General features: G+C 39.4%; 18 protein-coding genes. 7 read left to right on the top strand and 11 right to left on the bottom strand.

The genetic code is table 11. The features are described 5' to 3' along the window. Positions 1-102 precede the first annotated feature (102 nt). The 4 genes from HMAT_RS21735 to HMAT_RS21720 all read left to right on the top strand — a co-directional run bounded on the left by HMAT_RS21735 (position 103) and on the right by HMAT_RS21720 (position 3,026). Positions 103-756 (top strand): ABC transporter ATP-binding protein, encoded by a 654-nt coding sequence (locus tag HMAT_RS21735; protein ID WP_199768740.1) that lies wholly within the window; start codon positions 103-105, stop codon positions 754-756. A gap of 46 nt (positions 757-802) precedes the next feature. Next, positions 803-1,282: a hypothetical protein gene (locus HMAT_RS21730; protein WP_104384948.1), complete on the top strand. Its 480-nt coding sequence runs from the start codon at positions 803-805 to the stop codon at positions 1,280-1,282. Positions 1,283-1,359: 77 nt separating this feature from the next. Further along, complete coding sequence (locus HMAT_RS21725) at positions 1,360-1,890, top strand: hypothetical protein (protein ID WP_104385127.1); 531 nt, start codon at positions 1,360-1,362, stop codon at positions 1,888-1,890. Positions 1,891-2,021: 131 nt separating this feature from the next. Continuing rightward, positions 2,022-3,026 (top strand): LacI family DNA-binding transcriptional regulator, encoded by a 1,005-nt coding sequence (locus HMAT_RS21720; RefSeq protein ID WP_104385126.1) that lies wholly within the window; start codon positions 2,022-2,024, stop codon positions 3,024-3,026. A 74-nt stretch (positions 3,027-3,100) separates the two neighbouring features. On the opposite strand, the gene lpdA (HMAT_RS21715) is transcribed toward HMAT_RS21720, so the two are convergent. Continuing rightward, a complete protein-coding gene (gene lpdA / locus HMAT_RS21715; RefSeq protein ID WP_104384947.1) occupies positions 3,101-4,489 on the bottom strand; it encodes a dihydrolipoyl dehydrogenase in 1,389 nt (462 codons plus the stop codon). 244 nt (positions 4,490-4,733) lie between these two features. Between lpdA (HMAT_RS21715) and HMAT_RS21710 the strand changes: the two genes are divergently transcribed. Continuing rightward, on the top strand, positions 4,734-5,033 hold the full coding sequence (locus HMAT_RS21710; RefSeq protein ID WP_104384946.1) for a DUF3817 domain-containing protein: 300 nt from the start codon (positions 4,734-4,736) through the stop codon (positions 5,031-5,033). A 158-nt stretch (positions 5,034-5,191) separates the two neighbouring features. On the opposite strand, the gene HMAT_RS21705 is transcribed toward HMAT_RS21710, so the two are convergent. The 7 genes from HMAT_RS21705 to HMAT_RS21675 form a co-directional block, all read right to left on the bottom strand. Then, complete coding sequence (locus HMAT_RS21705) at positions 5,192-5,596, bottom strand: acyl-CoA thioesterase (protein ID WP_104384945.1); 405 nt, start codon at positions 5,594-5,596, stop codon at positions 5,192-5,194. Positions 5,597-5,662: 66 nt separating this feature from the next. Continuing rightward, positions 5,663-7,069 (bottom strand): dihydrolipoyl dehydrogenase, encoded by a 1,407-nt coding sequence (gene lpdA, locus HMAT_RS21700; RefSeq protein WP_104384944.1) that lies wholly within the window; start codon positions 7,067-7,069, stop codon positions 5,663-5,665. Between the two features lie 281 nt (positions 7,070-7,350). Then, entirely contained in the window at positions 7,351-7,869 is a 519-nt protein-coding gene (locus HMAT_RS21695; protein ID WP_233789493.1) for a plastocyanin/azurin family copper-binding protein, read from the bottom strand. A 70-nt stretch (positions 7,870-7,939) separates the two neighbouring features. Continuing rightward, positions 7,940-9,541, bottom strand: a complete 1,602-nt coding sequence (locus HMAT_RS21690; protein ID WP_104384942.1) for a response regulator — start codon at positions 9,539-9,541, stop codon at positions 7,940-7,942. 23 nt (positions 9,542-9,564) lie between these two features. Next, the gene (locus HMAT_RS21685) at positions 9,565-10,125 is read right to left on the bottom strand and encodes a chemotaxis protein CheB (RefSeq protein ID WP_104384941.1); all 561 of its coding nucleotides are present in this window, start codon (positions 10,123-10,125) and stop codon (positions 9,565-9,567) included. 6 nt (positions 10,126-10,131) lie between these two features. Continuing rightward, positions 10,132-10,971 (bottom strand): protein-glutamate O-methyltransferase CheR, encoded by an 840-nt coding sequence (locus HMAT_RS21680; protein WP_233789491.1) that lies wholly within the window; start codon positions 10,969-10,971, stop codon positions 10,132-10,134. Further along, on the bottom strand, positions 10,959-14,390 hold the full coding sequence (locus tag HMAT_RS21675; RefSeq protein WP_104384940.1) for a response regulator: 3,432 nt from the start codon (positions 14,388-14,390) through the stop codon (positions 10,959-10,961). The genes HMAT_RS21680 and HMAT_RS21675 overlap by 13 nt, the downstream gene beginning before the upstream one ends. A gap of 600 nt (positions 14,391-14,990) precedes the next feature. On the opposite strand from HMAT_RS21675, the gene HMAT_RS21670 reads away from it, so the two are divergent. Next, a complete protein-coding gene (locus HMAT_RS21670) occupies positions 14,991-15,509 on the top strand; it encodes an HAD family hydrolase (RefSeq protein ID WP_104385124.1) in 519 nt (172 codons plus the stop codon). Then, entirely contained in the window at positions 15,509-16,090 is a 582-nt protein-coding gene (locus HMAT_RS21665) for a nucleoside triphosphate pyrophosphatase (protein WP_233789490.1), read from the top strand. Before HMAT_RS21670 ends, HMAT_RS21665 begins: the two co-directional genes overlap by 1 nt. Before the next feature lie 40 nt (positions 16,091-16,130). Here HMAT_RS21665 and HMAT_RS21660 read toward each other — a convergent pair whose 3' ends face one another. The 3 genes from HMAT_RS21660 to HMAT_RS21645 form a co-directional block, all read right to left on the bottom strand. Continuing rightward, positions 16,131-18,719: a TonB-dependent receptor domain-containing protein gene (locus HMAT_RS21660; protein WP_233789488.1), complete on the bottom strand. Its 2,589-nt coding sequence runs from the start codon at positions 18,717-18,719 to the stop codon at positions 16,131-16,133. Between the two features lie 871 nt (positions 18,720-19,590). Continuing rightward, the gene (locus HMAT_RS21650; protein ID WP_104385123.1) at positions 19,591-22,056 is read right to left on the bottom strand and encodes a phosphocholine-specific phospholipase C; all 2,466 of its coding nucleotides are present in this window, start codon (positions 22,054-22,056) and stop codon (positions 19,591-19,593) included. A 5-nt stretch (positions 22,057-22,061) separates the two neighbouring features. Further along, complete coding sequence (locus HMAT_RS21645; protein WP_104384936.1) at positions 22,062-23,501, bottom strand: SusD/RagB family nutrient-binding outer membrane lipoprotein; 1,440 nt, start codon at positions 23,499-23,501, stop codon at positions 22,062-22,064. Positions 23,502-23,509: the final 8 nt, after the last annotated feature.

The raw sequence follows: 23,509 nt of genomic DNA, 5'->3' as shown, positions 1-23,509 counted from the left end.
TATTTTTTGACATTTGTGAAAAATAAAATGGCTGAAATAGAGAAATAACTGCTTATTTATTCAAAGGCGTGATATCGTAAATTTATTTATCTTTGTCCTATGATGTTACAAGCCAAAGGAATTCACAAAGCTTATGGGGCATTGCCCATCTTAAAAGGCGTTGACATAAGCGTGGAAAAAGGTGAAATCGTGAGTATTGTCGGAGCTTCAGGAGCAGGTAAGAGCACACTTTTACATATTATCGGAACATTGGACAAACCCGATCAAGGTTCGATATTTATTAATGGTGTTGATATCCATAAATTGAATGCCAAAAAGCTGAGTGCATTTCGTAATGAGCATATCGGTTTTGTTTTTCAGTTTCATCACTTATTACCTGAATTTACTGCATTGGAAAATGTGTGTATTCCTGCATTTATCCATGGACAGGGGCGAGCTGAAGCCGAAGCGAAAGCGAAGGAACTATTGGATCTGCTTGGGGTTTCGCATCGTATTGATCATAAGCCTGCTGAGATGTCCGGTGGTGAACAACAACGTGTATCTGTCGCTAGGGCCCTGATGAATGATCCTTCTATCATTTTGGCGGATGAACCATCCGGAAACTTAGATTCCGAAAATGCAGCAGCATTACACCAGCTATTTTTTGATCTTAGAAATAAATTCCAACAAACCTTTATCATCGTAACCCATAATGAAGAATTAGCCCGGATATCAGACCGGACAATTCATATGCGTGACGGACTGGTTGTATTATAGGGCGGATCAAGGATAGCCGATCGCCATTGAAAAACAAATTATTTTAATGAAGAAAATATTAATAACCTTCGGAACAAGACCTCTGGCAATGCGTATTGCCAAAAAACTTACAGGTAGTTTTGAAGTTTTATATGCCAGCTCGGAAGATATTCCTGAATTACTTTTAAAATCGGGGAATTATATGCCTATCCCCAAAGGATTGCTTCCCACATTTGCACATGAGCTGCTCAAATTGAGCTTGGACCAGCAGGTGGACTATGTGCTACCTTTGGGGGGATTCGAACTAGAACCATTGGCTGAAGCCAAGGTATTATTTGAGGAGTACCAGATAGCTGTGCTTGTTCCGGATAAAGATATTCTCGGCACTTTCCCTATCATTGAAAATCCTCCTGCTGATCTTCCTTATGTTTTGCTTTCCAAAGGCAAAAATTTATTGGGTGACGATGTAGCTGAACTTGCCGCGGATGGACTATTGGTCCGGTCGGATTCTGAGGAAGATTTTGCACTAGTCTGCGTATCGAAATAAAACGATCTTGCTATTGTGTTCGCCATATGCTGAGCCTGGCTTGCGTGACTTTTTTTTTATTTAAAGGTTTATTTGTGATGCTATTTCCAGAAGAAAAAAAAGTATATGTCTTTGAATTGGATGATGTTATATTTCCAAAAAAAGATTACTTGCTCCAAGTTTATTATCTCTTTGCTAATTTTATCGAATTCACGGAGACATTTCCGCCCCAGGGCGATCTGGTTAATTTTATGAAAAACCATTTGGAAAACCAAGGGGAAGAATCCTTATTTGAACATGCGCAAGCAACATTTGGCTTTGACATGAAGTATAAGGAAAATTTTGAACGATTGCATGTAAATGCCGTTTTGCCATTAAAGCTGCATCTGTTTGATCATATCACCACATTATTTTCGCAATTGCATACTGAGGGTAAAATAATATGTATTTTGACAAAGGGAAATCCCCTGGAGCAACTGAACAAAGTGAGATTTGTGGATTGGGGAGCGTTCAGCGATCAGATAAAAATTTATTTTCAGGATGAACTTATATTCCGGCAGATCGATCCCATGTCCTTCTTAGCCCTGGAATTTGCAGTGGATAGTTCTGCAATTCAATTTGTGGACTAAATTTGTAGTGATTATCTTTGTATTATCTACCAACAAAGTTTTGAAGATAGAAATATACTGAAAAACATTGTTGAAAAAAAATTATGATTAGGGATATAAAAGCCCTATTTTTATATAAAGCCCTTGGATTTATGAATAAAGTGAACAAGCCTGCCACGATTAAGGAAATTGCCAAGAAGCTGAAAATCAGTCCTTCCACGGTGTCGAGAGCATTGAATGATCATCCAAGTATTGGATTGGTAACGACAATGCGTGTCAAAAAAATGGCCGAAGAATTGAACTATGAACCCAATCAAACAGCTATTTTCTTTAAACAACGCAAGACATTTACCATTGCTGTTATCCTGCCTAGTTTATCCGAACCATTTTTTTCCTTCGCGATCAGCGAAATAGAAAATGTTGCTTCGGCACAACGGTATACTGTTTTAATGGGGCAATCATTGGACGATCCGGATCGGGAAGAACAGATTTTAAAGACATTTAAAAATCATCGTGTAGATGGTATATTAATGTCGATCGGGAAAAAGACGACAAACTTAGAATTTATCGAAAAACTAGAGTCATCTGGAATACCGGTTGTCTTTTTTGATTGTGTTCCTAGTTTGCCGAATATCAATAAAGTTCAAAGTGATCTATCGACCGGCATGAATGAGGCTGTAGATGCGTTTGTCGCCCGTGGGCATAAAGTGATTGCTTTAGTTAATGGACCGAAGACATTGCCTGCCAGCGAGGACCGAAAAGTAGCGTATTTGTCTGCAATGAAGCGAAATGGAATGGATATTCTGGAAAAGAATATTATTGAAACAGACTTGAGCACAGCGGGAAATGAAAAAGCCATGGATATTATATTTGCGATGTCCGAACGGCCTTCAGCGATTATTTCTTTCAATGACTTTGTTACACTGGATCTGATGAAAGCAGCGCGCAACAAAGGGCTAGTCCTAAATCAAGATATCTTTTTCATTAGTTATGCTAATTATCCACTGTGGCAATATATGGAAAACCCACCAATGGGACGTATTGAGCAGTTTCCCGGTATGCAGGCACGTAAGGCAGCCGAAATTCTATTTGAACGAATTGAGAATTCAGATGTGGCAGATCAACAGATTGTTTTTAAGTCGAGATTGGTAATGTAGTTTTTCTGAATTGAATCACATAAAAAAGAGGGGAAAATCATTTGATTTTCCCCTCTTTTTTATGTGATATGCGGCTATAAGTGGATCACTTCACCGTATGCATCGGCACATGCTTCCATAATAGCTTCACTCATTGTTGGGTGCGGATGGATTGTTTTGATCATCTCATGTCCTGTTGTTTCCAATTTACGGGCAACAACAACTTCTGCGATCATTTCGGTAACATTAGCTCCAATCAGGTGTGCACCTAGGAATTCACCGTATTTTGCATCAAAGATAACTTTTACGAAACCGTCTTTCGCTCCAGCTGCCGAAGCTTTTCCTGACGCAGAGAACGGGAATTTACCTACTTTAATTTCATATCCAGCTTCTTTTGCTGCTTTTTCGGTATAACCTACGGAAGCAATCTCTGGTGAACAATAAGTACATCCGGGGATATTGTTATAATCAATAGGTTCTACATGAAGACCTTTGATTTTTTCAACACAGGTAATACCTTCTGCCGAAGCAACGTGAGCTAAGGCCTGACCTTTAACGATATCACCGATAGCATATACACCTTCAATATTTGTTTTGTAGAAATCATCTACGACAACACGGCCACGATCAGTTTTTACACCAACCTCTTCTAAACCGATATTTTCGATATTAGGAGCAATACCTACCGCAGACAGTACAACTTCCGCTTCGATGATTTCAATACCTTTCTCAGTTTTAATGGAAACTTTGCTCAATTCTCCAGATGTGTCAACGGATTGCACCTCTGATTTAGTAAGGATATTAATACCTTGTTTCTTTAAGCTTTTTTCTAATTGTTTTGAGATTTCTTCATCTTCAACAGGAACGATTCTATCCATAAATTCAACGATAGTCACTTTTGTTCCAATTGCATTATAGAAATAAGCAAATTCAACACCGATAGCACCAGAACCAACAACAACTAAAGATTTTGGTTGTTTAGGTAATGTCATTGCTTGGCGGTAGCCAACGATCTTTTTACCATCTTGTGGCAAGTTAGGCAGTTCACGGGAACGTGCTCCTGTAGCCAGGATGGTGTGTTTTGCTGCATATTCTTTGGTCGAACCGTCTGCACCTTTGACATCGATCTTACCGCCTTTTTTAATTTTTGCAGTTCCATTGATGACATCAATTTTATTCTTTTTCATCAAGAACTGAATACCTTTACTCATTCCTTCAGCTACGCCGCGGCTTCTTTTGACGATAGCTTCGAAATCAGCCTCACCACCTTGAACATTGATGCCATAATCTGCGGCATGGTTTAAATATTCAAATACTTGAGCACTTTTCAATAATGCTTTTGTAGGGATACAGCCCCAGTTTAGACAAATTCCGCCTAATGATTCGCGTTCAATAATCGCTGTTTTGAACCCTAACTGAGCGGCTCTAATGGCAGCAACATACCCGCCTGGACCACTACCGATTACAATGATGTCGTAATTCATATAAATAAATATTCTGTAGTTGAGTGTTATAGCTTCAAATACCAAGGTATCGAACCTTATATTCATTCAAAAGTACGTATTTTTTCTGATGAATATGAACTATTTATTGTAAAATTGGCGGTTTTTGATAAAACAATGTCATCTCATCGGTGCTAATGTCACGTCTTGGTAAAAGGGTGAAAAATAATGGGTCAACCGTATTTAGAGTCTTATTTTTGAGGTTCACAATACACAGTTTATCATTATGTTAAGAATATTTAGACAGATTGCGCTGTGGGAAGCTATTTCCACGATTTGCTTGTTTTTTATTGCAATGCCCCTGAAATATTTTGCGGGAATACCTGAAGCGGTGAAGATCGCTGGTTCCATTCATGGTTTCTTTGTCGTGATATTCGTTGTGATGCTTATTATGTCTACTATCGAATATAAATGGCCTATTCTAAAGTCGGTGAAATATTTTTTGGCATCTTTGGTTCCTATCCTCGGATTTTGGGTGGAACTTGATTTAAAGAAAGAAATTGAAGGAAAAAGACAGAAATCTTAGGGATAGGATGTGAACTGTCCCTAAAGGGAATCCGATCCAGCCAGCCATAGGCTGATGACGTTAATATCGGGCAGCGTCCTTAATAATCTGTGATTGCACATTTCCAGGCAGAGTTTTATAAAAAAGAAGGATCTATACCATAAAAACAGGGGAGATGTTTAATCATCTCTGCCTGTCTTCTCGATTCCCATGTATGCGTAGGTGATGCTATCTTTTCCATGTGGGAAAGGATTTCCCTCTTCATCCAGATTGACAAAGACCAATTTGTCGATGGATAGGATCGTTTTCTTTGAGATTTTATTTCTGACTTCACAGCGCATTGTTAATGATGTCCTGCCAAAGTTAGTGGCCTCGATACCTAACTCTAAAATATCCCCTTGTTTCGCAGAGTTTACAAAATTGATTTCGGATATAAACTTCGTAACTACTTTTGGATTGCCCAATTGTACAATGGCGTAAATTACGGCTTCTTCATCTATCCAACGCAACAGTGTTCCGCCGAATAATGTACCGTTCGGATTAAGGTCTTCGGGTTTGACCCATTTTCTTGTGTAAAAATTCATCTTATATAGGTATTTATGACAAAGGGGAAAAGTTTCCTTTTCCCCTTTGATTTATGCTATTAACGCTTAAGCGTGTATTGCTCTATTTGCGGTTGCTGCTAAAGCAGCTTCTTTAATAGCTTCAGTGTAGGTTGGGTGAGCATGACAGATACGTGCGATATCTTCAGCAGAAGCACGGTATTCCATAGCTACTGTAGCTTCGCCGATCATGTCAGCTGCACGCGGACCAATCATATGTACACCTAACACTTCGTCAGTAGCAGCGTCTGCCAATACTTTTACAAAACCATCTGTATCGCCTGAGGCTTTTGCGCGACCAGAAGCTTTGAAGGAGAAAGATCCAGCTTTATATTTGACACCGGCTTCTTTCAGTTGTTCTTCCGTTTTTCCAACTGAAGCGACTTCAGGCCAGGTGTACACGACACCGGGAATTAAATTGTAATCGATATGTGGTTTTTGTCCCGCAATATATTCCGCAACATATACACCCTCATCTTCTGCTTTGTGTGCCAACATTGCGCCAGTGATCACATCACCAATTGCGAATACACCTTGTACAGAAGTCTCTAAGTGAGCGTTTACAGGGATTTTCTTGCCTCTTTCTTCCAATGTAATACCGATATTTTCTAAGCCTAGACCTTCAGAATAAGCGGTACGTCCAACTGCAACAATACAATAATCGCCATCTAATGTGATTTCTTGTCCCTTTGGATCTTCGGCAGTTACTTTTACAGTTTTGCCTTTTGCAGTTGCCCCTGTTACTTTGTGACCCAGGTAGAACTCCATGCCCAATGATTTTTTCAATACACGTTGCAATTCTTTACCTAAACCGCCATCCATTGTACCAATGATAGATTTCGCAAATTCAACAACAGAAACTTTTGAACCCAAACGGGCGTATACTGAACCTAATTCTAAGCCAATGACACCACCACCGATGACGATCAGGTGTTTTGGAATCTCTTTTAGGTTAAGGGCTTCTGTAGAAGTGATAATTCTTTTTTTGTCAATTGGCAAAAAAGGCAAAGAAGTCGGTTTTGAACCTGTGGCAATAATTACATTTTTTGCTGTAACCTGCTCTGTAGAACCATCTGCTTTTGTTATTTTTATGGTGTTTTTGTCCACAAATGAACCCACACCTTGGAAACTGTCAATTTTATTTTTCTTGAATAAGAAAGTGATACCGGCAGTATTTTGAGCAATGACATCGTCTTTACGAGCAATCATTTTTGCCATATCAACCTTTAGGTCTTTTAAACTGATGCCAAATGCATCAAAATTATGGGCAGCATTGTGGTAATGCTCCGATGAATCTAAAAGCGCTTTTGAAGGAATACATCCAACGTTAAGACAAGTACCACCAAATGTGCTATATTTTTCAATAACAGCTGTTTTTAATCCTAATTGGGCACAACGGATAGCTCCTACATATCCGCCTGGACCACTTCCGATTACAATTACGTCGTATTGCATTGATTACGTTTTAATTTTTAGTAGTACAAATTTAATGATTATTAATGGGATAGGAAATCAAAACTTACGATTTGTCGGCGAATAGACTTACTTTACATTTTTTTGATAAATGGATAGTCGTATGCAGCCGAAAAATAATTTAATTTCGATAAATCTGTATGCGATAAAAGTAATTTTGGAAATAAGCCGCCAACTAATAGGAGCAGGCATCGGCGTGATACTAGTTCGTAGAACCAAAAAAGGATACCTATATCTAGCTATCCTTTTTTGGTTGTATGTTATTATTCTGCAACGATTTTTCCTTGCATTACGCCGTAGTGACCAGGGAAGCTACAGATGAAAGGATAGACTCCTTTTTCAAGTGTAAATGTAATTTTATCTGTTTCACCCGGACCTAATAATTTCGTATGGGAAACGATGGAAGACAATGCCGATTTTGGAATATACTCATCCGCTGCCGCTGCTGCTGCCTCAGCTCCAAAAGTTGGGAGATCTACACCCGGTTTAAGGATGACAACATTATGCCCCATAGATTCTTTTGGCATGGTACCCGCATTTTTGAAGGATAATTCCACAGGCTCACCAGCTTTCACACGGAATAAATCCTTGTCAAATTTCATCTGATCATTACCTTCTAAAGATAAGCTGTTGGAAATAGCTACGTTTTCAATTCCAGGTACTGTTTCTGTCGCTTGGTTTTCTGTTGAAGTTGTCGATTCTGTACTAGCTGATTTGCCAGACTTCTCACTGTTTCCGCCACAAGATGCAATTGACAAGGCAACTGCAACTGCTGGTATCATAAAAAGTTTTTTCATTATTATGTTTTGTTAATTCTTTAAAATTAATGATTTCATCGGTAAATCGAAACAATCATTTCAATTTTGACAATAAAGCTTCAATTGTTTTGTATAATTTGATAGGATCAAATGGTTTTCCAACCACTTCATTGGCTCCTGCATCCAAGGCTTCTTGCTGCTCTGCCTTTAAAACTGAAGCAGAAATGGAGATGATGGGCATATTCGCAATCGTTGGATCCACATGGCGACGTATTTCTTTGATTGCTTCAAAACCACTCATGAGAGGCATATGCGCGTCCATAAATACCAGGTCTATTTTTTTTCTGTTTATTTCCTCGAGGGCAAGTTGCCCATTTGTTGCCAAGGTGATCTCGCAATTCCAGCTCTTAAGGATATTTGCTAACATAAAGCTATTTAATTCATTGTCTTCGGCAATAAGGATCATCGGTGAATTAAATTTTGGTAACTCGGTATAAAGCACTTGTGTTTCTTTTTCTATAGGTTTATCTTCTATTTTGTCAAAAGCGCATTCAAAAGAAAATGTGCTTCCTTTGCCATATTCACTTGATGCGAAAACCTTTCCACTGAGAAGGGCAGCGATACGTTTCACAATTGCTAAGCCCAGGCCCGTTCCACCAAATTTTTTTGTGATGCTGTCTTCTCCTTGCTCAAACGCGATGAATATTTTTTCCAATGCATCTTCTGCGATGCCAATACCGGTGTCGATGACCTGAAACTGTAGCTCAATTTGCTGGTTACTCTCCGTTAGAAGCTGAATTTTTAAAATGACCGAGCCCGCGGAAGTAAATTTGAAACTATTGGAGATAAAGTTCGTGAGAATCTGTTTTAAGCGAAGCGGATCTGTTAAAAAATAACTGTTTATCCGGTCGTCCACCTCGATATAGAAATTCAAGCCTTTATAGTTCGCCTTATCTATAAACAGATTATTCAAATCATCGGTAATATCATGCACAGAGGTAGATTCCATATTCAGCTTCATCATGCCCGAATCAACTTTGGAGAGATCTAAAATGTCGTTGATGATCGTAAGTAGATTTTGAGAGGCCGAATCGAGTTTATTGATCCAGTTTTCCTGTTCAACGGTAAGCTGTGAATTTTTTAGCATTTGGGTGATTCCCATAATACCATTGATAGGCGTCCGAATCTCATGACTCATATTGGCCAAGAACGTTTCTTTTGACTTTCGGGCAAGTTCAGCTTCTTCTTTTGCTTTCAGAATTGCCTGCTTAGACTCCTCCAATGCAATGTTTTTTTCTTTAATTTCCTGTTGTATCAACAGTTGCTGAACAAAAGACTTGACTTTTGCGATGGTAGCTTCTGGATTGAGAGGTTTATACAGATAGTCTACAGCACCACTGTTAAGTCCTTGAATAAGGTATTTATCCTCCTTGGAAATCGCAGTTACCATGATCGGGATGATGTGATTCGTCTTTGGATTTTTCTTTAGGAAGGTGACGAATTCAAATCCATTGATTTCGGGCATCTGTACATCAACTAGAGCGAGATCAATTTCTTCTTTCCAACAGATTTTTAATGCTTCATTGGGATCTGTACTACTAATTATATTTACATATTCGATATCCTCCAGCAATGCTGTGAGACTGATAATATTCTCAATTTTATCATCGACGATCAATATATTAATCTTCTTCATTATATCAAATCTAAAATACAACTTTAGGTTAATTGCATAATGTAATCTTTTATTTCGGCAATACTTAAGATCTTATCTTGCGCATTAAGGTCTATTGCGGCCTGAGGCATTATCGGAACTTCCGCGTCAAGTGGGTCCTGTACATAGGTTTTTCCGCCGTATTTTTTTATCATTAACAGTCCTTCCGCGCCATCCTGGTTGGCCCCGGAAAACAAAATTGCAGTACAATTTTCTTTATAGATTTCGGCGGCCGACTCAAAAGTCACATCGATAGAAGGTCTTGAATATTGAACCGGTTCTGAGATATCCAATGAAAAGCTATAATCTGGCTCAATAAGTAAATGATAGCCTGCGGGAGCAAAATAGATTGTTCCATTCGCTATACTCTCTTTATCGTCAGCCGTTTTTATCTTTTGCAATAAGGCTTTCGAAAGGGTATCTTCTATACTTGATGCGTATTTGGGATTGCGGTGAACAATGACGATAATCGGTATCTGAACCGGACGTTCCAATGCCTTCAGGATGTTTAAAATAACGCTAAAGCCGCCAGCAGAGCCCGCTAATAAAAGAATTTTCCGTTCCATCTTAACCTAACCGATTTTTTGATAAATGTTGTGTTTTTTGTTTACAACCTTAAATTTTGCTGCATTCTTGTAGTTAATTAACGATTCTTTTGAACCTAAACATAAAAAACCAAGGTGGCAAAGTGAATGATAAAATAAATCCAATACCATTTCCTGGAGATTTGTGTCAAAATAAATCAATACATTACGGCATGTGATCAATTGAAATTCATTAAATACCCGATCAGAAACCAAGCTGTGCTGTGAAAAAAGGACATTTTTTTTAAGGCTATTGTTTATCGTGGCCGCATTGTACATTGCTGTATAATATTCAGATAAAGAGCTTTTAGGATCCGTTTTAATAAAGTTTTCAGAATATTCCTTCACTTTTGCTAATGAATAAATGCCTCTTTTGGCTTTCTCCAATACTTTGGTGTTAATGTCAGTTCCATAGATAAATGAACGTTGATAAAGGCCTGCTTCTTTTAGCAAAATTGCCAATGAGTAGACCTCTTCACCCGTCGAACAACCAGCACTCCACAGCTTAATATGGGGGTAAGTGGCCAGATAGGGAAATACATCGTTTTTTAATGCTTTGTAAAATTCCGGATCTCTGAACATTTCAGTCACATTGACGGTAATTTCCTGTAAAAAATGGGTGCTAAATCCCGGCTGGTTAACTAGTTTGGATTTTAATTCGACCAAGTCCAGTTTGTTTAGCTCCATAATTCTGGTGACACGCCGCTTGAGAGATGCTCTTGTATATCCGGACACATCATAGCCGTGAAGGTTTTTGACAACATCAATAATTTCCTCCAACTCTTCAAAAGTGATCATTACTGCTACTTTAGTAGTTAACTCAACCATACGCGCATTAAGGATATCAATTTATCCACATCAACGGGTTTGCTAATATAATCGTTTGCTCCTACAGCAATTGTCTTTTCTCGGTCACCTTTCATTGCCTTTGCTGTCACGGCGATAATAGGGAGGTTTGAGAATTTCTTGTTCGCCCTTATTTTTTCGATCGCTTCATATCCGTCCATGACAGGCATCATAATGTCCATTAAAACAAGGTCAATATGCTCGTTGCGTGCTAGAATATCCAGTGCTTCTTGACCATTATTTGCAATCTCTATTTTCATATCATAGCTTTCGAAAGCTGTACTTAGGGCAAAGATATTACGCATATCATCGTCTGCTAGCAAGACGGTCTTAGCGGCTAGGTTATTCTCCAGAAGTACCGAGGCGCTGTTGTTAAATGCGGGGTATTCCGTTTTGCTGCTCCGGATTTTATTTAAGAATAAATTGACTTCATCGATCAATCTATTATTGGATTTCGCTGATTTTAATACCATGGCCTGACTATGGTGCAAAATCTCTGATGTTTGTTCAGGACTGAGTTCCATAGCGGTGTTAATGATAATCGGTAAATCTTTATACTGGCTGTTTGATTTGATGTCATTAAGCAATTCGATACCAGATTTATCTGGTAAATTTAGATCCATAATAATGCAGTCAAATACTTTTTCCTGATCCAGGAGATCAAGTGCCTGTTGTGCATCAAAGGCCTGAAATATCTGAATATTTTGTTCTTCAAGAGATTGTTTGATAAAATCACTTTGAATTTCCTGATCTTCCACCAATAGAATTTTCTTGATAGGATGGCTTGTAGAAGCTTTAATTTTCAGAAAGGTCTCCGCTAGGGATTCTTCGGAAACTGGTTTGGACATAAATCCGATAGCGCCAGCAGATATTGGCTCATCATGGAGGAAAGTTCCCGCTGACATCATGTGTACAGGAATATTCTTCGTTAAATCTGTTTTTTTGAGATTACGTAGCACTTCCCAGCCATCCATTTTTGGCAGCATGATATCTAATATGATGGCAGCAGGGATTAAGTTCTGCGCTTTATGAAGGCCATCTTGTCCATCATAGCTGATATAAACATCATAACCATTTTGTATCGCATAGTCTTTTAGTATATCTGCAAAAATGAAGTCGTCTTCAATGATCAGTAATTTATTGTTTCTGTTACTATTTTCAGTATGAGGATTTTTTTCGAGAGTTATATGTTCTAATTGTGGATGGGAGTGTACGCTTTTTTGTTCAATAACAGGTTGTTCCGCGATGTTTTCAACTTCAGCTTCTTCCTCCAATGGTAAACTGAAAATAAAAGTACTGCCCTCACCAACTTTGCTGCTTAGGGTAATTCTTCCCTTCAACAGACTTGCAATCTCACGACATATGGAAAGGCCTAGTCCCGTGCCACCATATTTACGGCTTGTCGATCCGTCTTCCTGTTTAAATGCATCAAAGATAAGTTCTTGTTTTTCCGGAGCGATACCAATACCATTATCCTTAACCGTAAAATAGATGTTCTCATTTTCTACATTGATCTTGAGCGATACCGTGCCATTTTCACCCGTAAATTTAAATGCATTCGACAATAAATTTTTTAGAACCTGTTGTATGCGATGTTCATCACCAATAAATTCTTGTGGGGTATCCTTATCAATTTCAACGTTAAATTGGATAATCTTGGATTCTGCGGTATCATGAAAGAAATCTTTTATGTAATTGACCAGGTCACTTGTATTGATATCTTCCTTTTGAACTTCAACTTTTCCAGATTCTATTTTTGCCAAATCCAATAACTCATTGATCAAGTGGAGTAAATCCGAACCTGCACTGTGGATCACGGAAGCATATTTTATCTGATCGTCATTCAGATTTTTCTTTTTATTGTCCTGTAGCAATTTGGCAAGTATAAGAATACTATTCAGCGGAGTCCGGAGTTCATGACTCATATTGGCCATGAATTCAGATTTGTACTTACTTGATAATTCGACTTCTTCAATTTTTTGTGCGATGGCCTGTCTTGCTTTTTCCAGATCTTCATTTTGGGCAAAGAGTAATCTCGCCTTCTCATCAAGTTCATTGTTTGTTTGGATAAGTTCTTCCTGTTGTACCCGGAGTTCTTCTTCGGAAGCTTCCAGCAAATGAGTTTTATGGACTAATTCCTCGTTTGTGGTTCTCAATTCTTCCTGTTGTGCCTCCAGTTCTTCCGTTTGCTGTTGGAGTTCTTCATAGAGATCGGCAAGTTTACCATGGGTCTGCGCAACTTTGAGGATAATTGCGATGTTACCTTTTACTTTATCCAGGAAATTGAATCGTAACTTTTCCTCCTTTTCCGGCACGATCGGACAACAGATTTCCATCAGACCAACACAGTGATTTTCATAGGTGAATGGAATAATGTAGATTTCAGTTTCTATTCTGTTGGATAAAGAAGTTTCTAAAACGAGATGACTATGATCAATATCCTTGATTTTAACTACGGTATGTTTGTTTGTTACTTCCCCTAGAATACCATCATCTTCTTTAAAACTTTTTTTAATCTGCTGTGTCGAGGCAATTCCTATTTTATGACATAATTGATATTCTTGGTAATTATCATCAAAAATATAGACAGTGCCTCCCAGCGCTTTCGTTGTGTTGGTAATCGCATTTAGGCTGATCTCGGCTATTTTTTTATCACTGTAATCGCCCCTTAGCTGTTCATCAACATGGTTGATAGCATTCAAGATCCAGTTATCATTATTGGTTTGATCCTGTAAAAGCTGAAGCCGGTTATTGGATTCTCTTTGTCCTTTGACGGTCGCTCTTAATACTTTTGAAATACTGGAAAATTTTGCTAGAATATAGAAAAAACCGCTTAAGCCGATCGCAATAAAAAGATAGGTAATGTTCTGCGCCAATTGAAGACTGTTTCTCGATTTTTCCAGTCGACTTGCCCTTTGATCAAGCAGATCTCTGGATAGAATATCTATCTGATTTAAGATCGTAGTTTTCTGTTCCTGAATATAGGGCGGCAGCGAACCATTGTTCAGTTTGGCATAAGTTATATCTTTTTCGAAATTGTAGAAAAGTGCAATTTCTTTACGCAACGTTTCAATGGCGTGTGGGGAGACGGTATAGAGCTCATCGGCTCGACCAATAGATCGCAATAGTTCATCTATCTGCTTTCTTTCGCTTTGATAGGGAATAAATAAGCTCCGATCTTCCTTTGTGAAGTAATGAAGTTTAATATCATTGACCTCATCAATGTTGGATCTGACTTCATTGATCACATTAAATTTGTTTTCAGCGATCCGGACAATATTACGCTCATTATCGACGATATGATGTAGAGAGATAAAAAAGTATAAGGCGGAAATAAAGATAAGCGAAAAAGAAATTATCACTCCTATGGTAATTTGCTTTCTATAGTTTTTTTGCTCCATGCGAGAATGAGTTTAATGAATTTTGATCGCCCAACTATCGTTCATTTTTCTGTCGGTAGTTTCCTGATGTTACCTGGGGAAAAAAAGATATATGTAAAATAACAAAAAAACTTGCTATTCCTAAAATAGTCAAAAAAGCAAATAGATACAATATTGTACATTAGGGAATAAAAAGTCCTAATAAAACAAAACCCTGATGATGGGCACCAGGGTTTGTTACTAACCAATTATAAACCTAAATTATGAAAAGACTTTTTAAGGGCGACCAAACTAAATTAGTTGCCGTGTTTTTTGCCGTGAAAAACTAAGTTGATTGTTTTTTAAATCTTACGCTGCTTTAAACAAAATAGTTTGTTTGAACAGTGCTGTTAGTGTTTTCATAGCGAGATAACCTTTAATTATCTTCTACAAAGATACGCTAAATATCAGGTTCCATCCAAATGTTTTTTATAAATAAGTTGCTGATACAACTATGTTGTGACATACAAATGATATTTTGGCTTATTTGAATAATTTTATGGCGTAAATTGAGTGAATAAGAAGGGGGGATGGAATCGTATATTTAGCGGAAATGCTTTATTTTTACAAAAATATATTTCAATGGTATTGACTGAATTTAAAAGAATAAAAGGATTTGTATTGGATGTGGATGGGGTATTGACAGATGGAACTGTACAGGTGAACGAAGCTGGGGAACAGCTACGGACTTTTAATATAAAGGATGGGTATGCCATGCAATTGGCCATTAAAAAAGGTTATCCGATCTTTATTATCACTGGGGGGGGCTCCATGGGGGTGGAGCGCCGTTTACAGGGGTTGGGTGTGAAAGAAATTCACTCTCGTGTTGTAAATAAGCTTTCGACATTAAAAGTATTGGCTAAAGATTATCATCTGGGACTTGATCAATTGATGTATATTGGTGATGATATCCCTGATTTTAGTTGTATGCGATCTGTTGGTTTGGCTGTGGCGCCGGCAGATGCCGTGGAGGAGATTAAGAAGATATCACATTATGTCTCGGCTTTCAATGGTGGGAAAGGAGTTGTTCGGGAACTGATTGAAAAAGTACTTAAAGTGCAGGGAAATTGGTATGAGGACGAAACGATAAAAAGTATTTAATGATGTTAGAAAATTTAAAGAACACAACTGTTATCCTTGGGTCTCAATCTCCGAGACGCAAACAACTCTTATCTGGATTGGGTATTACCTTTGAAGTCGAGGTACGGGAGACAGATGAATATGTTGATCCGAGTCTTCCTGCTCGTGAAGCTGTTCGTCAGATTGCGCTACAAAAAGCAGAGGCTTTTGAAGATAAAACAGACGGCTTGGTGATCTGTGCTGACACCGTCGTTGTTTCGGCCGCAGGTGAAATTTTAGGGAAACCCAAGACCGCAGCTGAAGCTAAGCAGACTTTGGCAGAACTATCCGGAAATAAACATGTGGTCATTACCGCGGTAGCAATACGTTGGCAAGGTGTCGTGCAATCCTTTGTCGAGACGACAACAGTGCATTTCCATGTATTGGATCCACAAGAAATTGATTATTATGTTACTCATTTTTCGCCGCTTGACAAAGCTGGATCTTATGGTATTCAAGAATGGATAGGCTTAATTGCAATCGAGAAGATCGAAGGTGAATACAATAATGTTGTGGGGCTTCCAACGGCGAGATTGTACCAGGAATTGAAGAAGTTAATATAAAAAAAGCGGCCGAGCCGCTTTTTTTTATATTAACTTCTTCCTATTTTATGAAATATCGAACGCCCGTATAAAACATACGTCCTGTTAGAGGCCCCCATAACATAGAGGTATCAAAATAGTTTCCGAAAGGTTGATCTGCCGCAAGGATGGGTGTTTTCTGGAAATAATTGGAGAGGTTTTCACCACCGACATATACGGTAAAGTTTTTATCTTTTCCAAAAGTTTTGCTGATCTGTGCGTTCATCGTTGCGTACGTTTTTGATGCTGTAGGCATTTGGTATTCAACTGGATTATCCATGGTTGAAGGGATACGTTTTGGTCCGACCACATTCAAGGTATAATCTAAGCTCCATCCAGAATGGTGGTTATACGCTAAGTTGACGAAACCACGGTGTTTTGCCAACAGTGGTTTTGTTTTTCTTCCACTCTGAAAGTCGGTCTGGACATCCAATAAACGGTAAGCCAATCTCGTTTCAAAATGTGGTGCCGGCATAAATCGAAATTCTGTCTGCAAACTATTTGAGAATGATTTTCCGGTTAAGTTGTAAAAACTGATTTCTCTTGGATTTTCGTAGTCGACTACCACCTGGTTGGAAAAGCTGTTATGAAAGAATTCGACAGAGGCAGAGGCTTCCCTTCCGAAGATGCGCATATTTTGGTCTACCGCAATCCCTGTATTCCAGGATACCTCGGGTTGCAGGCCGTAGGCTTTATTGTACATATCCTGAGACTGTATGATCAATCTTCTGCTACTGGCTAAAACTGCAGTGTTTTCAGCAAAAATATTGGCGGAGCGTTGACCTCTACCTGAACTTGCGCGGAACGTCGTTCCAGCAATAGGAGCATAGCGTAAATTCAACCGCGGTGTAGTAAACCAACCATATAATGAATTATAGTCCTGGCGTAGTCCGACTACCGCATCAAATTTTTCGGATGGACTGAAGGTATATTCCGCAAATGCACCTGAAACGACTTCTTTACGTTTGAAATTTTGATCGGTTAGGTACCATTCATCGTAATTATCGTAATTGATGGAGGCGCCCACGCGATATTTATGGGCTACTGTACCTATGATATCTTGGAACAAGAGGTTCGCATAACCATTTTGCTGTTCGGAATTATAGTTTTTTAGCCCGAAATAACTTTTTTGATTATAGTTGGAACCAGCCAATTGAAGGCCAATGCTTCGATGTTTGTTTTCTGGAAATACATAGCCGATTTTAGCAAAACCTTCAACACGTTCAATATCGAAACCAAGACCATAACGATTCGTCGTGCCCTTATCTGTTTTTTTGTCAAAATCTATTTGCCCGCCAGTACGATCGTCATTTAAATACTTGACGCCAAACTGAACCATCAGACCTTTGCCATTCTCATACAACCAACGGTTTACTCCAGAGAAAAGATTGCCAACGGGCACATCCCTAAATCCATTGTGGCTAAAGTTCATGGATTTATTATACATAAAGTTATCATGTAACAACACCGATGTAGACCAATGTTGACCTATTTTTTGAGCTAAATTTAAATTCACATCGGTACGTCCCATGTTATTTGCATAGGCATTAAAAAACAATCTTTCAGAATTTTGTGGCTTTTTCAGTTCGACATTGATCTGACCGGCCATGCTTTCATAGCCGTTGGCGACAGAACCCACTCCTTTGGCAATTTGAATGGATTCGATCCAGGTACCGGCAATGGAATTAAGTCCTAATGGTGAGGCCAAACCACGTGGTCCAGGCAAGTTTTCTACCGTCAATTGTGTATATATACCACTAAGACCCAGCATTTGAATCTGTTTACTGCCGGTTACGGCGTCTGCACTAATGACATCCACTGAAGCGTTGGTCTCAAAGCTTTCACTTAAATCACAACAAGCGGCTTTAAATAACTCTTTTCCTGTAAGAACTTCCAGTCGTGCTGGTGTCATACGGTCAATATAATTGGACCGACGTGTCCCTTTGACTTCGACTTCCATGAGTACATTTCCCTTCGCAGTAATCATGACGACTTCATGGAGGTCTTTGATCGTTATTGTATCGGATTTCATCCCGACATAACTGACGACCAATTTGTCAAAACCTTCTTTGTGCTCCAGTTTAAATACACCATTTTCATTACTTCTGGTATTTCTAGTTGGTAAGTTTGCCCAATGTAAATTGGCCCCAACGATAGGTTTTAGATCGCCTTTTTCGTTTTCTTCGACAACAACACCTGTGACAGTATGGGGATGGTCATGGTGCCCACCTTCTGTAGAAACCACTTTCTTTTCGGGAACTTTTCCGTTTTCCAGTCTCGGGTACATACAGCACTCATGAAGTTTTGCATAAGATTCCTCGCTTGCCACTAAGTTGTCGACATCATGTCCGACCTGTGCGATATTCTTTTTGATGGTTTCCAGTTCAACTTTTTGAGCATTGTAGTTAAGATGTAGCAAGTTATCGCTTGCATTCCATACGGCGCTTTCGACACCCGGTAGTTTCGCAGCGGTTTCGATTCTCTTTTTGCACATCGCGCAGTTGCCGGCTACGGTAAGCGTTCGGGTGCTATCGCTTTGTGCCTTTACGGATGTCAGGGCAAATAGGAATAAAAGAGTCGTTATATATATTTTTTTTAAAATTTGATTCATAGTTTTTGATAATGTACGGCCTGAAAAAATCGTGCATAGCATGTAAGGTCGAAGGTAAAATCATCGACAGTTACTTTTGATTAAAAAAATCAAAAAAGAAAAGAATCAAATTCTGAAATTCTGATTTAGAATAAATACAGCGGGACTGTATGCTTTTATAAAGGTGTCCGGATTTACACTTAATTTGGATGAGCTATCCTCATCAGTAGAAAACTGGTAATAATTATGTATCCAATGGCGTGTAATAATCGCGGGAGAAAAATTGTTGAAATCAAGTGTTTGTGATAATCTGTTAAAATCATCGACCTTTTGAGCGGCAATAACGACATCTTTACAACTACCTTCTTGATGGCAGTGTTTTTGAGACTTTTTTTCCGACTTGGCACACAGTGGACAATGCGCCGTGTGATTTTGGCTTAATGAAACACTTTGCGCCTCACCCTGACAAAAATGAAAGTGTAAAGTTGCACCACTTGCCGCAAGCAAATAAAAAAACAAGCCGATAAACAATGCAATTTTCCTCATCCCAACAAAAGTAGAGAAAATTTGTATTTTTTTTTTGTAATATTTTGGATAAATGTTATAACTTGTACATAAGAAATAAAAAACCAAAAATTACCGTTATGATGTGTCTATTATTTATTAACTCCATCAGTTTATATTTATTAGCTGTTTTTTTGATTGTTGGCGCAGTTTTACTATATAAAGGGTTCTATCACGTTATTCGTCGTATACAAGAATAATAGTGATGGGGCTTTGTTAATTTTTTATAGCTTAAACGAGTTGATTTTAGATTGATCATCTATTTTTCTTCATAAATAACTGATAAACGAGGTTATCTCTTTTTCAAAATAACCCCGTTTCGGTGTCTTTATCGGCTTAATAGTGGATCACTTTTTCCGCTTTTTCCAACTTCTATACGACCTGCGTATTGTTCTTCAAATGCGTTGTCATTTTTACAGCTAACACGGAAATCATACCAAAAGCTTTGTTTGGAAAGATCAAATAGTACTGTTGTTGACGCTCCGGCTTTGAGTTCGACTTCCTTTTTATCTCTTCCGTAGCTGATGTCTTCAAGCAAAAGACGATGACTTTTGCTGTCGTGATTTATACAAGTGAAGGAGAGGTGACCCGTAAATGACCGCTCATTCTCACTTTTCTCGTAGGTGCAGCGAATTTTAATGTTTGGTCGTTGCGCATCACCTTTAAACATACGATAGAACCCATTGGGGCCATGTACGTCAAGTTGAAACATTTCCTTGTCAAATGCATGGATAGACCAGCTGTCCGAGATGTGATCCCCCGGAGATACGGCATAGTTACGGGAGGTGCCGACTTCACCCTTATAAGGCTTACAGTGGTATACTGTAAAAGGTGAACCTGCGGAACGGGAACCGAACATCGTATTTGCCGCTTCAAAGGTCAGTTGATATTTTCCTTCCGGTAGATATTCGCCATGTACATACAGCTCATACGGAAGAATACAGGAGTCACGAAGTCCTTCTTCTTGTTTTGGAAAATAGGGTGAAAGGCCAGGGGTCTTTTCAATCTGTTCGATCTCCGCAGTTGACAATGATTTGAATCCCATTGGGAGCCCTTTAAATTTTGCCCGGTGGATTTCCTTGATAAAAGGCTGACGTTCCAATACCAACGGTTTTTTGATGATTTCCCCATGGTAAGGTCTAAAAACAGAAGTGAGATCCCCGCAGACCGCACGTCGCCAGCTGCTCACATTGGTTTCCTTTGCTTCTTTTTTTACTTTGTGGCTAATGAATTTCTCTAAAAACTGCAAGCTTGAGGTATGGTCAAATACCTGTGAGTTTACCCAGCCACCTCTTGTCCAGGGCGAAGCAATGATCAAAGGGACACGATAGCCCAAGCCGATATTGCTTTCTCTTCCACTTTCGGGGTAATACTGTTCGTCACGACGGACAAATTCCAATTTTGGGTCAATATCTGGGGACACTTTACCGCTATCTGCTTGATAAGGATTGGGGGCTACAAAGGGAGCAAAATGATCAAAATAACCATCGTTCTCATCATAGGTAAGGATAAAGATTGTCTTTTTCCAGACTTCGGGATTTTGTGTGAGTATATCCATGATTTCACTGACATACCATGCACCAAACCAGGGCGAATCGGGATGATCCGAGAAAAGTTGTGGCGGTGCAAGCCAGGATACCGTAGGTAGTTTACCTTCGGCAACATCTTTTCTGAACTGATATAACACATCGCCTTTTGGGATCTGTAGTTCCCGTTGCTGATCACCTTCCTGATAGTGCATGGTTTCGAGTTCCATGTAACCGGGCTGCGCACTGTTATTGACGAAAGCACGACGATGGATATCTTTTGTGCGTTCATCAAGCTTTTCGAAGTTCTCCGCGCTGTATTGCTGCAGTTCTTCGCGTACCTGTGCGTGCTCCTTACGCAGCTTTTCAAGCTTATCTTTCGCCGTTGTTACGGCTATTTTTTGTTCGAGTTCCTCTTTTTTCCTTGTAAGGAGTTCCCTGTATCGCGCACTATATTTGACTTGGTATTGAGGGAAATATTCCATGGGATTGCAGCCAAAATTCGCCAGCCAGCTATTGGCCTCGCCACTGTATCCCGCACTGCTTGAAGAAATTTCGTTTTGATATATTTTCCAGTCTACACCCAGTGCTGAAAGACGCTCGGGGAAAGTCTTCCAGTTTGCTTTACCGCTAAATTCGGAATCACCGTTCCATACCAACGCCTTTCCGTTCAGGTTTTCCCGGATATTAGCTGTCCAAAAATAAAGTCTGTTGGGATTTGTTCCGGTGATACTGGAACAGAAATGCTGATCACAGATGGTAAAAGAATCCGCGAGTGAATAGTAGAATGGGATATCTTCTCGCGTATAATGGCCCATGGTCAGGGGCAGATCTGCAAATTCCTTAAATCCGGAGTGTTTAACATCTAGCCATTTATCCATTTTTCCGTTGTTTCGCGCATCGGTCTGGTCGGTCCAATTATGGGGAAGACAGCCCATCCATGTGATTTTTGAATCTTTGATGTCCAGCCGAAAAGGGGCGTAAGTTTCCCCGTTTTTTTGTGTCTGTAACCATACTTTGTGGTTGTTTGGCTGGCGGATCGCTCTTGGGTCGTTGAAGCCGCGGACACCTCGTAGTGTACCAAAAGCATGATCAAACGACCGGTTTTCCTGCATTAGCAGAACCACATGTTCGGCATCATAAAAGGTACTCCCCAAAGCAGGGTTGATGGCCATTGCTTTGGCAATAGCAGGCGGAATAACCTGAGAAAGTGATGCTCCGCCAGCAAGCATGGCCGCCTTTTTTAAAAAATCTCTTCGTGTATCCATGTTTTTTATTTGATTAACCACATTGTGGCATTTACATTATCCCCTTCAGTAAACTGCCGTTTTACCGCTGCATCCAGGTTGGCTTCGTTATATTGTGACTCTGAAAGAGGATATTGCCAGCGTTTAGGTACTTTCCCCCCATTTAACGTTCCGGGGCCAACTCGTAACACGGGGATTCCAGTGCGTCGTTGTTCAAAGAAAGGTTCCCAGCTGGAATTCATATAGAAAGAAATATATTTTTGTGTTAATATTTTTGTTAGCGGATCGCCTGTTGCTAATTTGACGAGATCCTTATTCAGGTAATCAGAAACGATCGTTCCAGTTATCTTATAGAAAGCCATTGATGCAGTTATTCCTTTTTGATAATGATCGTTCATATCTCCGGAGATCCAACCCCGTTGAATTGCTTCTGCAATTAGGAATTCCTGTTCAGCATAACTTAAAAAGATCATTGGCTCATTCACTGGACTACGAAGATCGACAAATCTTCTGGCAATTAGCGAAGATTGTGCGGCACTAGCTTGTTGGTCAGCAGGAGAGAGGCCCGCATCTACGCCTTTATAGTTTGCGAAAACTCCCGCAGTTTTGCCGGCGATTGGATCCCCAAAGGAGAATAAACGCGGATCTTCTCTTTTTTGCAGCATTTCTACAAAAGATTGTTCGAGCGAGACTAAGGTTGAGACGCTTAGGTGTCCGGCAGTGGGGTAATAGTTTGAGGGATCAGAGGTATTGAATACAAGTTGTGCATTGTCACCGATATTCTCCATTAGTGGATATTTTGACGGATTGCTAATTATAGATTGAAACTGCTGCTTGATCGCTATTTTGGTTTGACCCTCTTTCTTTGAGAGGTGTATCAGTAGACGTAATCGGTATGCGTTTATCAATTTTTTCCATTTATTGGAGTCGCCGCCATATATAATATCACCATCTATTTTTCCATTTGCTACATCCAATGAGGCATTAGCCTGTTCTAGTTCTTGCAGTAATCCTTCGTAGATATCCTCTTGTTTGTCGTATATTGGAGTACGGCCATCCTGCTCGGCGCGAAGGGCATCTGTATAGGGAATATCACCGTAGGTTTCTGTCATTTGCGCAAAATAGATTACACGGAACAAATGGACAAGTCCTTGGAAATTTTTGTTGTCCGTAACAAGAGGTTCTAGTTTGAGCACCTGACGTAAGCCAGCATACCCGCCAAAAGAACCGCGATTCCAATTGTAATTGATGGATTCGTTAGGGCGCTCATAATAGGTGAGGTGTCTCGAGGCATAAGCAGCACTGATGGGGTTGTTGTTAAAGATATCCTGGCAGATATAAGTCATTAATAAAGCTGGCGTAGCTTTAGTAGGTTTATTGGGATTGTCTTGATAATAATCAAATTTTTTGCAGCTAGCCACTATGGTGAAGAAGCAAACGAGCCAAAGAATATATGTTTTTTTCATGATAAGTT

Origin of the sequence: Sphingobacterium sp. HMA12, from assembly GCF_002933815.1 — a bacterium.
In the GTDB taxonomy this organism is placed as follows: Bacteria; Bacteroidota; Bacteroidia; order Sphingobacteriales; family Sphingobacteriaceae; genus Sphingobacterium.
Note: the sequence above shows the minus strand (reverse complement) of the source record. Positions and strands in the feature narration are given on the sequence as shown.